The 12,038-nt window shown below is 43.1% G+C and carries 16 protein-coding genes; 15 read left to right on the top strand and 1 reads right to left on the bottom strand.

Annotated elements, in window-relative coordinates; genetic code table 11:
• Positions 1–418 precede the first annotated feature (418 nt).
• The 15 genes from EQG49_RS11635 (at position 419) to EQG49_RS11700 (ending at position 10,485) form a co-directional block, all read left to right on the top strand.
• On the top strand, positions 419–916 hold the full coding sequence (locus EQG49_RS11635; RefSeq protein ID WP_133364135.1) for a hypothetical protein: 498 nt from the start codon (positions 419–421) through the stop codon (positions 914–916).
• Complete coding sequence (locus EQG49_RS13780) at positions 909–1,064, top strand: hypothetical protein (RefSeq protein ID WP_165964887.1); 156 nt, start codon at positions 909–911, stop codon at positions 1,062–1,064. Before EQG49_RS11635 ends, EQG49_RS13780 begins: the two co-directional genes overlap by 8 nt.
• Positions 1,065–1,263: 199 nt before the next feature.
• Positions 1,264–1,617: a 50S ribosomal protein L19 gene (gene rplS, locus EQG49_RS11640; RefSeq protein WP_133364136.1), complete on the top strand. Its 354-nt coding sequence runs from the start codon at positions 1,264–1,266 to the stop codon at positions 1,615–1,617.
• Positions 1,618–2,131: 514 nt separating this feature from the next.
• The gene (locus EQG49_RS11645; protein WP_133364137.1) at positions 2,132–2,527 is read left to right on the top strand and encodes a hypothetical protein; all 396 of its coding nucleotides are present in this window, start codon (positions 2,132–2,134) and stop codon (positions 2,525–2,527) included.
• A gap of 12 nt (positions 2,528–2,539) precedes the next feature.
• Positions 2,540–2,920, top strand: coding sequence for a hypothetical protein (locus EQG49_RS11650; protein ID WP_133364138.1), 381 nt, complete (start codon positions 2,540–2,542; stop codon positions 2,918–2,920).
• Between the two features lie 695 nt (positions 2,921–3,615).
• Positions 3,616–3,840 (top strand): YdbC family protein, encoded by a 225-nt coding sequence (locus EQG49_RS11655; protein WP_133364139.1) that lies wholly within the window; start codon positions 3,616–3,618, stop codon positions 3,838–3,840.
• Between the two features lie 36 nt (positions 3,841–3,876).
• Complete coding sequence (locus EQG49_RS11660; RefSeq protein WP_133364140.1) at positions 3,877–4,164, top strand: hypothetical protein; 288 nt, start codon at positions 3,877–3,879, stop codon at positions 4,162–4,164.
• A gap of 31 nt (positions 4,165–4,195) precedes the next feature.
• Positions 4,196–5,380 (top strand): GNAT family N-acetyltransferase, encoded by a 1,185-nt coding sequence (locus EQG49_RS11665; protein ID WP_165964888.1) that lies wholly within the window; start codon positions 4,196–4,198, stop codon positions 5,378–5,380.
• A gap of 245 nt (positions 5,381–5,625) precedes the next feature.
• Positions 5,626–6,312, top strand: coding sequence for an endonuclease III domain-containing protein (locus EQG49_RS11670; RefSeq protein ID WP_243115712.1), 687 nt, complete (start codon positions 5,626–5,628; stop codon positions 6,310–6,312).
• A gap of 202 nt (positions 6,313–6,514) precedes the next feature.
• Complete coding sequence (locus tag EQG49_RS11675) at positions 6,515–6,883, top strand: DMT family transporter (RefSeq protein WP_133364142.1); 369 nt, start codon at positions 6,515–6,517, stop codon at positions 6,881–6,883.
• Position 6,884: 1 nt separating this feature from the next.
• The gene (locus EQG49_RS11680; protein ID WP_133364143.1) at positions 6,885–7,199 is read left to right on the top strand and encodes a DMT family transporter; all 315 of its coding nucleotides are present in this window, start codon (positions 6,885–6,887) and stop codon (positions 7,197–7,199) included.
• A 586-nt stretch (positions 7,200–7,785) separates the two neighbouring features.
• Complete coding sequence (locus EQG49_RS11685; RefSeq protein WP_133364144.1) at positions 7,786–8,019, top strand: AbrB/MazE/SpoVT family DNA-binding domain-containing protein; 234 nt, start codon at positions 7,786–7,788, stop codon at positions 8,017–8,019.
• Positions 8,016–8,417: a type II toxin-antitoxin system death-on-curing family toxin gene (locus EQG49_RS11690; RefSeq protein WP_133364145.1), complete on the top strand. Its 402-nt coding sequence runs from the start codon at positions 8,016–8,018 to the stop codon at positions 8,415–8,417. The genes EQG49_RS11685 and EQG49_RS11690 overlap by 4 nt, the downstream gene beginning before the upstream one ends.
• A 108-nt stretch (positions 8,418–8,525) precedes the next feature.
• Positions 8,526–8,792: a hypothetical protein gene (locus EQG49_RS11695; RefSeq protein WP_133364146.1), complete on the top strand. Its 267-nt coding sequence runs from the start codon at positions 8,526–8,528 to the stop codon at positions 8,790–8,792.
• Positions 8,793–9,129: 337 nt separating this feature from the next.
• Positions 9,130–10,485 (top strand): gluconate:H+ symporter, encoded by a 1,356-nt coding sequence (locus tag EQG49_RS11700; RefSeq protein ID WP_133364147.1) that lies wholly within the window; start codon positions 9,130–9,132, stop codon positions 10,483–10,485.
• 390 nt (positions 10,486–10,875) lie between these two features.
• On the opposite strand, the gene EQG49_RS11705 is transcribed toward EQG49_RS11700, so the two are convergent.
• Complete coding sequence (locus tag EQG49_RS11705) at positions 10,876–12,033, bottom strand: hypothetical protein (protein ID WP_133364148.1); 1,158 nt, start codon at positions 12,031–12,033, stop codon at positions 10,876–10,878.
• Positions 12,034–12,038 lie beyond the last annotated feature (5 nt).

The following is a 12,038-nucleotide window of genomic DNA, read 5'->3' on the forward strand; positions in this document are numbered from 1 at the left end:
CAAACTCGACACGTGGTGTCAAGTTCGTCCCATCACGTTGTAAAGCCTGCCGGCCACAAGGTGATTTTCAGTCACTCCGCTAGATAAGCGTGGAATTATTGATTACCGCTAAACTTGTAGTGACAAGGATTACGGCATATTACTAGTCAGACTGCCTGCTCAAACTAACGAAGAGGATGGAAACGGGCTTGTCTTCGATCATGACGGTGTCCAGACTGGTTCCAGCCTCGTAGTGGGAATCAATTTGAGACACATATCCAAATTCCACGCTAGATTTTGCATGTTATCGCAAATATTTGTAACTCGTCGTATTTTGCTACGGGTTTGCTGGGGTGTGGATTATTATCAATATATTGATTGATAGCAATTATACAGGTGCCTTGGTGCTAGTGAATTTATGGAAAATGAGGAAGAAATAATGATGATGAATGTGTTGATTGGTGTAGTGGTGATGGGATTTGTTTTGGCGCGGCAATTGCGGGTGCGCGAGGTCGAAAATAAGTGGGTGGCGCAATTTATCATGGGGGGTATTGGGTTTGTTGGTTTTCTCGAATTTTTGCAACACCAAAGTATGCAACAACCAATGGCGAGTTTGACATTAGTGTTAGTTGTGTTGGGCAGTTTAGTGCTTGCGGTTGCGACGGCGTTTGTGCGGGTACCAAGCTATGAAGTGACGGTCGTTGATGGCAAAGTATTTCGCAAAGGGACGGTCAAATCAGTGATTTTGTGGTTGTTGACGATTGTCTTGCACGTGGGTTACGACCAATTGGTTACGCTATTGCATGTACCAGGGATGGCAGCGGTCGGGACGTCAACGTTATTGATTTATTTAGCGGTGTCATTTGGGATGCAAAAATTCTTGATTTTAAAGCGCGTTAAGGGCGAAAGTTGGGGCGCAACGGTAATTGATGCCTGATGTGATTACGCGCGAAATCCATGGATTTATTACACTATGGCAGCTGTTAGGTTATGATTCAGGGAGTCGCCACGTTGAAGTCGTTGACCGGGTCGATGCCCAGACGTTAAAGGCGCTGAAGCAATATGCCATTAACATGCTTGACTAGGCTTTCTCAACGTTGAGTATTACAATAGAAATAAATGCGCCTAAAATGTTGGCAAATCAGTCAGTATTTGTGGTGGTGTCAAGAATTATTCCTTGTCAGGGTACGGCAGGCATGGTAAGATATTCTTTGGCTACAAGCCCATATTAACGATGTTGCGCTGCTAGGTACTGCCATCAATGTCGAAACAGGAGATTTAATCATGAAGCAAAACCAATTACTTGAATTGATCACTAAGGATCAAATCCGCGAAGACGTTCCAGCATTCCGTGCCGGTGACTCTGTCCGCGTTCACGCCCGTATCGTTGAAGGTACTCGCGAACGTGTGCAACTCTTCGAAGGTGTTGTTATTAAGCGCAAGGGTACTGGTATCCAAGCTACTTACACTGTTCGTAAGATTTCTAACGGTGTTGGTGTTGAACGTACTTTCCCATTGCACTCACCACGTGTTGACAAGATCGAAGTGACTCGTCACGGTCGTGTTCGTCGTGCTAAGTTGTACTACCTCCGTGCATTGCACGGTAAGGCTGCCCGTATCAAGGAAGCCCGTCGTTAAGATAACTTATAAGAAAACCTCATCAATTACGATGAGGTTTTTTTGTTGCTCTATTTCGTCTGACGTGGGATTGAATAAACTTGGCCACTGCGTGCCGGTAAATTACTTGGCGCACCACGTCGGAAGCGCATGTTCAAGCCAAAGTGCGGTCTTGAACAACTCGGATAAGCTGGGATTCTAAGGAATAAATTCCTAAGAATCCTCATCTTATCCTCAGCGGAAATATGTGCTGCACACATATTCCCCCAGTCGCGGTGTAAAGGCTACGCCCGCCAAGTAATTTACCGGTACTTCGTTAGTTAGGAATATTGCTCAAACGAGCGAAAAATAGTTACCAAATGCAGGTCGCAGCAGGAAAAATGGCATATAGAATCTCAGTAATTCGATGCTTGAAAAGTACAGAAACGATAATCCCACGCTAGAATAAATAGAACAAAAAATGATATATTATTGAGGAATAATAATGTAGCTATGCTAATACGTATACTATGTTTAATTAGGAGAAGTAAACATAATGGAAGTTCAAATTGTTATTTCAGAAGGATTTGAAAGTCAACTGGTTAATGAGGGACAGACTCTAAATAAGGTTGTATCACCAACTTTAGTCTTAGGCGCCCGAGTTATCCCTACGGCGTTGTCATTTTCATTGAGTGTTTTTGTAGCTAACTTTGAGGATATTACTTCTTTTGAATTGGGATTAAAGGTTATCAATCTGAAAACGGACGACGTGGTTTTTGAATTACCAAATACTGATGTCCAACTCGATCCGAAGATGAATAGCGTTAATATGAATGCTGATTTGCGAAATGTTTTTATCGCAAATGCAGGTGCATTTAAAGCAGTTGCTACGATTGATGGAATGGAGTACAGCCAAAAGTTTTTCGTTGTGGAAACGGATGTCTCAAAGTAGGAGGTTTATCACATGTCATTTCAAAAGAATATTAGTTTGACTGGTACAGCTGCCCTTACTACGACACTTGTTTTTGGCACGCAAATGATTACGTTGCCGAGTGCAGATGCTAGTACCTCAGTAAAGACACCGACACATGAGATGAAAATTAATGAGGGTGTCTCGAATAATTTCACCCCTGATAGGTCCTTACTTGCAAAGTTAGATGATCAATTTGGTCAAAATCAATATCACTATGAATATGATTCTGACGTCCAGAAAATGGTATTTACAATTAACACCAGTAGGTCATCATTTGACACCGATTTTGACAAATTGAACGAGGTGGATAGTTGGATGGTTGAACATAACTTGAATCATTTATATCTGCTTGAACTTGATGAGGATGTATAATGTATGACTTTTTTAAATTCTACACTTTTGCCAGTAACGAGTATAAAGATGGAAATATAAAAGATGAACTAAGCCGGAGAATAATGATTTCTCGTGCATATTATGGGATTTATTACACCGTGCGTCGTGTAACTGGGGGACTAATTGGGCAAGTAAACCCTGATTATTCTGGCGGGAATTCGCATACGGGTATGTGGCAAGCCCTAGAATCTAGTAAGTATAGGTAATGGCAAACACCTGAAATAGAACAAGTTGGCACTTTGGGTTTGAAACTTATGCGTAAGCGAATTAAGGCTGATTATAAGGACGGCGAAGTTACTGATGTAGATGTACGTTTTGTCATAAAAAATTCAGAAAAGATAATTGAGTTGTTAGATATTGACGCAACAAATTTTTCTGTGGGTGATAGATAATGTATTGAATGAGGTTCTCTAATTGTGCGAACCTAACGTATTTTGCAGAAGTGCTGGCTTTATCAGACAAGAGAACACGCTAATGCTTTTTAATAAGTATTAGCGTTTTTTGTTGCATAATCCGCAACTGTAACCACAAGCACATTGATTGGATATGTCTGAAAATGTCCAATTTGGTAAAAAATATCAAGCATTTTTGGAGTCTGTTATAATTAAGGTAGCTTGATTTTGATGATGTAATTTAGCAAACGTTATTTTGAACGTGAAAAGGGGATACGAATTATGGCGGAATTAAAATTTGAAATTACAGAACACATTGCGACCTTATCGACGAATGCCAAAGGATGGACGACGGAATTGAATTTGATTTCGTGGAATGACCGTGATCCTAAATTGGATATTCGTTCGTGGGATCCTGAACATGGCAAGATGGGGAAAGGTATTACGTTGACTCCCGATGAAGCCAAGGAACTGCTCAGCGGTTTGCAAAAATTGATGATTGATTAGCATGCGAACTTGGGCTGCTGAAAGAAGGAGGACCTGATGGGAATAATTGCGGCGATAATAATTGGCGTGGCGAGTTTCTTTAACTATACTGCTTATGTGAATGGGGATGACTCGTTACAATTTGTCATTCAAGGGGTCGTTTTAGCGATTCTTGGGGTGATTGTGTTGGTGAGTTATCAAGGCGTGCGATTGAAAAAATACGCGTGGGAATGGTATAGCAATTTTACGTTGGGGTACGGGATCGTTATCTTGGCGTTCCTGGGTAGTTTGACGACGGGCGTTGTGCTGGTTTTGAACTATGCGGGGATTATTAATAGTTTGTAAAGAATTGTACAAGTTTATGAGGGAGCAGCTGATGATTGAAAAATTAACTAAAACTGACTATGCAGAGCTTTTTGCATTAATCAAATATGCGTTTCATAAAGTACCAACCGGTGGGGAGACGGCGTTTAATTTTTTTGCTGAACACTCACTTAATTATAGTTTTAAAAGTGACGGCAAAATTTCAAGTGATGTGATTGTGACGCCATTTGATGTCGATTTCTGGGGTACGACATACAAGGCAACTGGGATTGGGTATGTGGCGAGTTATCCGGAGACACGCGGGAATGGTGGTATTCGTGAACTGATGGCGCGAATTTTGGATGATGAATATGCAGATGGGGTGGTCATTTCGTATCTGGCACCATTTTCATATGGGTTCTATCGTCGGTTTGGCTATGAACAAATTTTTAATCATATGCAGCTGACTTGGGCGGCGTCCGATTTCCCCCATGGTGCCAAAACGGCAGGTGACATCAAACGGTTGTCATTTGATGAGGCGCAACCACTGATGGCCGCAGTCTATCGTGACAATCCGGAAATGCACCGCGGTGCGCTTAAACGGGCATCTTGGTGGTGGCAATATTGGTATGGCAAGAAGTTAGCTGGGCTGAACTTTGCGATTTATTTTGATGATGCGGGGCAACCACAGGGTTACGTGATTTATAACTTTGATGGAATGAATTTTAATATCAAAGAATGGGTGAACACTACGATGGCCGCGCAAAATGCGACGACGCGGTTCATTCAAAGTCACGCGGGGGCATTCGATACGTTCACGTACGTCTCGCCACAAAGCGATGCGACAAAGATTCGGGTCTTGCAGCAAATGCCTGAGCCTAATCGTGCCAAGGCGGAACTCGTACCAGATATGCAGGCGCGGATTGTGAATTTGGTAGAATTTTTGAACCAGTATCCGGTGCGTAATTATGTATCGCGTAGTTTTGTGATGGCCGTGCATGATGACAATGCCACTTGGAATGACGGTGCGTTTGCAGTTGCCGAAAACTGGCAAACGCAAAAACTAGCGACACCACCTGCCGAAGCCGAAGTTGATTTCAGCACTGATATTCAAGCGCTGACACAGTGGCTGATGGGGTATCGGACATTTGCCGAGTTAGTGTTTGCTGGCCGAATTACGGTCGCGGAGGATTTGGATGTCGCAGAATTTGACCGGCTGGTGCAAATTGAGAAGCCGATATTGGCGGATTATTTCTAGTAAATGAAAACCGACCTGACACGAGGGATTGTGTTGGGTCGGTTTTGTTTATAGGAAGAAAACGCATTTTGTGTATTGCAATTAGGTGTTCCCCGGATAAGGCTGAATGTAAATAGCTGAATTGCTGCAAACTGGATAGTGAAGTTGCGGATTAAATAGGGTAGAATGGGGTGCAATACTTATTTTACGAATTGTTGATTTTTGGTATATACAAGTATTGAATTTAAGCGAAAAGTGGGGTTGATATGGCGACATTTTATTCAATGCGCGAATTATTTGATAAGATGCAGACCAACATGGGTGATCAGCATTGGTGGCCCCAAGAGCGATGGATGGAAACGATTGTTGGGAGCATTCTGATTCAAAATGCGAGTTCTGTGACCGTTGATCCGGTAATCCAACATGTCGGTGAAGTGACGGCTTTTGATCCCGAGGCGCTGCAGGCGTTAAGCCAGGAAGAGCTGGAAAATCTGATTAAAGCTGCTGGTTTGTATCGCTCCAAAGCTAAATATTTGCGGAATGCGCTCGATTTTTTTGCGGAATATGATTTTGATGTGGCTAATTTTGCGACGATAGAAACGCCGACGTTACGCAAATTGGTCAATGCAATTCCGGGAATTGGCAACGAAACGGCTGATGTGTGGCTGGTCTATATTTTTGGACGACCACAATTTATCGCTGACTCTTACTCGCGCCGGTTGTTCACGTATCTAGGCATCAGCGATTCGAAACTTAACTATGGTAAACTGAAAAAGTACATTGAAACGCAAACGGATTTCGCGGAATTCGACATTAATAATGCGCGCGAGTGGCATGCGCTGATTGATGAATTTGGTAAGCTGTACTTACGAAGTCCGGAAACCTTTCAGCAAAGCTGGTTAGCCCGCAGTGAGTTATCGCCCGAATTATTGGCACGGTATCAGCAAAAATAGTTTTGCACGGAGCGTTGGAACTTTGGTACAATTGTAGACATTGAATATAGAAAATATACTTATCGCAAGATGGGTAACAACAGATGTGAGGGTTAGACTCCATGAACGTTTTATTGGAGGCGACTCGGACATCTGTTTTTAATTTTGATGAGAGAAACGGGTGATTTGCCTGAGTGCAGGGAACCCGATGAAGGAGCTAAATATGAAATTGAATCCATGGGTAAAAATTATTATTGGAGTGTTGTTTGAAGTTGTCTGGGTCAGTGGTTTCAACCACGCGGGTAACTGGTGGCAATGGGCATTGACAATTGTGGCGTTGGGAACGAGTTATTATTTCTTTTTCCGCGCAGGGCAAGAATTGCCAGTCGGAACTTCGTATGCGGTGTTCGTTGGTTTAGGGACATTGGCCGCAGTGATTGTTGATTCCGTCGTGTTCAAAACGCCAATCAGTTTGATTCAAATCGCATTGATTATTTTATTGTTAATCGGTGTGGTTGGTTTAATGTTGGGTGCTGAAGTTGAACCAGAAAAAACGGCAGCCAAGCAAAAAATTAATGCGGAGGTAAACTAATATGTCATGGATATTTTTAATTATCGCCGGTTTATTTGAAATTTTTGGGGTCGTCGCCCTGAATCAATTTAAAATTCGAGCCAACGTCTGGACGGTCTTGGGCTTGATGGTGACGTTTGGTGGCAGCTTGTCATTCTTATACCTCGCGATGCGTGGGATTGAGATGGGGACGGCCTATGCCGTTTGGACTGGGATTGGTGCGGCCGGTGGTGCGATTGTCGGTATCATTTGGTATGGTGAATCAAGAAGTTACACGCGGATTTTGTTCGTGACGCTGATCATTATTGCCGTGGTTGGTTTGAAGATTGTGAGTTAGTTATGCTTTATTCCGTCTGATGTGGGATTGCATAGACTTGGCCACTTCGTGCCAGCAAATTGCTTGGCGCACCACGCTGGAAGCAACCTCACAAGCCAAAATGCGGTCTTGTGAGGTTCGGATAAGCTGGGGGACTCTAAGGAATAAATTCCTAAGAGTCCTCATCTTATCCTCAGCGGAAATATGTGTTTCACGCATATTTCCCCAGTTGCGGTGTAAAGGCTACGCCCGCCAAGCAATTTGCCGGCACTTCGTTAGTTAGGAATAATGGTCAAACTAGTAAAAAATAGGTGCGGTAGCATGGAAAAAATACGGACAATAGAACCACTGTGATTTGATGATTGAAAAGTGCAGAAACGACAATCCCATGCTTGAATAAATGGAACTGTTAATTATGGAAAGGCCATTGCGAAAGCGGTAGCCTTTTTTGTGGAATCACGCATCTCCAAAACAAATTTACTGAAATCACCGACAAAATATGTGATAAAAATCAAGCTAGTTTGTTTTTGAGAGAACCAATTTGTTTAAGGAGTATAAGCGTATTATGGTATAATGTAATTACTAAATAGGAAAGTTGGTAATTACAATGGAAACTGTAACTCGTAAACTGCAAAGAACCGGTAACGCAACCACGATTGCGATTCCGAAGCAATGGTTAGATGCTAACGGTCTAGATGCACACTCAGAAATTGAATTTACGGAACTTGCGGATGGTAGTTTAAACATCAAGCCATACGTTGTGCGCGAGAAACGGCGTGCTGACTTAAAGGCACGAATTCACGGAGACCATGACCTGATGGAAGCGTTGAAAAATGTATGAGATATTTGACTGAACAAGATTACATTGATATCAATGAGTTCGTTGTCAGTGAAGTTGGTGGTACAACATTTGGGGTCCAATCACAAGAAAGTTTGGAAGTCGTAGTTGAAATTGCTAAGATTGAATATTTTGGAAACGAGATGTATCCAACTATTTATTCAAAAGCAGCCATTATTTTGCAAAAAATAACCAAGAAGCATGTCTTTCAGGATGGCAACAAACGCACATCTTACGAAAGTGCAAAAATTTTTCTTGAAGACAACGGATATTTTCAAGACACCAGCTTGACCGTACCTGAAATTAAGGAATTCGTATTGCAGGTAACTAATTCAAAAGATTCAGAAGAAGTAACTGTAATTATAGCTGAGTGGTTTAAACGGCATTTTCACCGATTGTAAAAATGAACCGCTGAAAAACGCATGGATTTTTTTCACGTGAGAGGTGATTTCTTTCTGACTCACTAATCAAGCTTGGCACAAAAGTGTAACCGGAGGCGGTAATAATAAATGATTTATTTAGTGGTTTTAATTGCGATACTGGCTGTGCTAATTGGCGCGGTTGTATATAGCATTAAGCGTAAAGACGCGCGGACTTTGTCGTTGGTTGTCGGCTTTGTTGTTGGGAATTTTACGCGGAATATCTTCCATGCCAATGTGTGGGATAACAATATTGCTCAAATAGCGGTGTTCGTGGTCGTTTTCTGGGCGGTGAGCGTCTTGGTCGAGAAGTTTTTGCCAGCAACGTGGCGTAAAGGGCCGAAACGCGACCGTTAATCTGTTAAAATGTATAACACAAAAAGCCTGGTGAGGACAAATGTTGTCTGCGCCGGGCTTTTTGATATGGAGTTGTATCGTGAAGCAGAAGAACGCGACAATAAGCAGATTGCGGACTTCAGTGAGGGTAGGGCATATCCTCACTTTTTTGCGTGGAAATCGTCTTTCGTTGGTTGCAAAGACAAACCATAGGAAGTGTTGACAGTTAGTAAGTAATCCAGTAATCTTATTTATGGTAAACGCTTACATGCGCTTGCTAGCGATGTTGTTAGTTACTTGTCGAGGACGATTACGGGGATGTCTTTGATATAACTTTGGGAAAATAGAGGGAACGGATATGCCATTCATTATACTAACGGTGGGGATTGTTTTTTTACTGCTGCTAATTGTTAAGTTCAAGTTAAATACTTTTGTTTCGTTAATTATTACCGCTACCTTGGTGGCTTTAGGGCTGGGGATGAACCCAGCTGACATTGCGCATTCGATTGAAACTGGGATTGGTGGCACACTTGGTGAGCTCGCGATTGTCTTTGGGATGGGCGCAATGTTAGGCCGGTTGGTTGCCGATGCTGGTGGGGCGTTTCGGATTGCAGAAACGCTGATTCAAAAATTCGGGCGCAAACGCCTGCAACTCGCCGTCATGGTGGCGTCATTTATCATCGGGATTGCGTTGTTCTTTGAAGTGGGGATGGTCTTATTGATCCCAATCGTCTTCGCAATTGCGATGGAGGCGAGTGTACCTTTGCTGTACTTGGGGATTCCAATGGCGACTGCCTTGTCAGTTACGCACGGATTCTTACCACCACACCCAGCGCCAACTGCAATTGCGGTGGCGTTAGGGGCGAACCCCGGGAAAGTTTTGATCTTCGGGTTAATCACAGCGGTGGTCGCTGCAATCATTGCGGGACCATTATTTACTAAGGTCATTATGAAAGTCATTCCTGATGCGTTCACAATCAAGAAAGAATTGACGGCGTTTGGTGAACAAAAAACCTTCAAGCTTGAAGATACACCATCATTTGGGATTGCGACGTTGACGTCATTATTCCCAGTTATTCTGATGGCGATTACGACAGGGTGGCAGATTTTCCGCTTCGATGGCCGAGTGCCCAAGAGTCCACAAGGGATTGACGCCGTCATCGAAATGATTGGTAACCCTGTGATGGCGATTTTGATTTCATTAGTCGTTGCGCTGTTTACGATGGGTTACTTACGCAAGCGTTCATTCAAGGAAATCGCTAATTCAATTGATACTTCAACCCGTTCGATTGCTGGTTTATTACTGGTTATCGGGGGTGGGGCCGCCTTCAAGCAAGTCTTAATCGACGGTGGCGTTGGTAAGGCCGTGGCCGAAGTTTTCCAAGGCGTGGACGTTTCACCAATTATCCTTGCTTGGGTGATTACGGTGATTCTGCGGATTGCACTTGGTTCAGCGACGGTGGCGGCTTTAACCGCCGCTGGTTTGGTGATGCCACTGATGCAAGGTGCTGGTATCGATCCAACCTTCATGGTGCTTTCAATTGGGGCGGGTTCATTGGCCTTCAGTCACGTGAACGATGCCGGGTTCTGGATGTTCAAGGAATACTTTGACTTAAACATTAAGCAAACTTTCCAGACATGGACATTGCTGGAAACGATTATCGCGGTCGTCGGCTTAGGGATGTCACTGTTCTTGAATATGTTGTTTGGGTAAACAGGAGTGCTTGGACTTGAGGTGTTCAGACGGGTTCAGGTGGTGTGGCAGTAAAGTATTATTAAATTGATAAATTAACGGAGAGTTCACCAGCGATGGTGGGCTTTTTTGTTGTGTATGTGTAAAACTACGAAAAGTTATATAAAGTTATATAAACAAATAAAAGTTATATAAAGTTATATACGACTTCGAAAGGATGAAATGAAAAAAGTCTCGGGTGCATTTCTCCTGAGGCTTGCTTAAGGTGAATTTTAGCAAAAATATGTAATAAGAACTACATCGAGGCGCGTGCCTATGGATGTAGTTCTTAGTGGGGAATGATTCAAATGATGCTATGCGTAATCTATGCAGCGTGTGTCTATAATCAAGCCTTCGATTATAGTTTTTCACTTATTTTCCAGAGCTGCTAGTACTACCGTCATACCCATATAGTTCGCGCACTTGTTCCTCGAGTTTTGCGAGGCGGTCAGTGAGTTCTGTCAAGTCCATTGAATTTGGTAATGCGCGTAATGCAGCGTTAATTTCTTCGAGATTATCATAGATTTGGGTCAAGTCCGTTGAACTTAAAAGCTTGCTTAAAGCTTCCTCAATAGTGACGAAACGGTCGTTGATGGCCGCCAGATCAATTGCGCCATCAGCATTGGTGTTTTCATTATTAGTATTTCCGTTTTCACTATTGTTGCCGTTAGTATTTTCAGTTCCAGAAGTATTTTGTAATGCCGTTAATGCTGCCTGTAAGCTTTGAACTGTTAGCTGCAACTCGGCAAATTCTTGCGGCGTGATTCCCTTGTTGGGCGCCTGATAGTCGGCTTTGAGTTGAGCCAAGGCGGCTTCTAAGGCCGCCACCTGCGCTTGCGTTGCCTGTAATGCGGTTAAATCGGCTTTCGCTGGTGTTGCAGCTTTTGGCACAATCTTAATTTGGGCATTCTTCTTAGCCAAATTTGTGTAGTGCACAACTTGGACTTCAACGTTATTACCCGCTTTAGTAGCAGGTAAGGCATGGTGCCAGTGGCCATAACGAGTAGCGTTAATTTTGTAATGGCGCTTATGACCATTTTTATCAATGTAGCGAACATGTACGGCTTGCTTAGGAGTTGCCGTACCATGGGCAATTCTTTGGCCGCCTTCGGTTACGGTTTTACTTGTAACGCTTAAAGCAACTTTACTAGTGCGCACCATCTTAGTCTTTTGACCCGGTTTGAAGCCTTTCTTCATGGCGATCAACTTAATTGTGCCACCCTTAGTGATTTGATCAGTTCCACGATCAATAATCGTGAATGTCCCACTAGCATTAGCCTTGGTTTGCCCAATTTTGGTGACATGCTTGCCAACCACTTGGTACGCAACAACTGTCGAGCCTGCCGTTGCGTTCCCTTTAATTTTATTGCTTAAGTGGAAAATTTTGTTGACGCGATAAATCATCGCTTGTCGAGTGGTTGCTGCGTCAACTTGAACGTCTTCAGTTGAAAAACCGGCACCCATTAGTGCGGCAGATAGGAGTCCCGCTGCCAAGTATGTTTTTCCACGCTTGTTAAACTTCATTTCCATATTTT

The sequence above is a fragment of the Periweissella cryptocerci genome (assembly GCF_004358325.1).
Classification (GTDB): Bacteria; Bacillota; Bacilli; order Lactobacillales; family Lactobacillaceae; genus Periweissella; species Periweissella cryptocerci.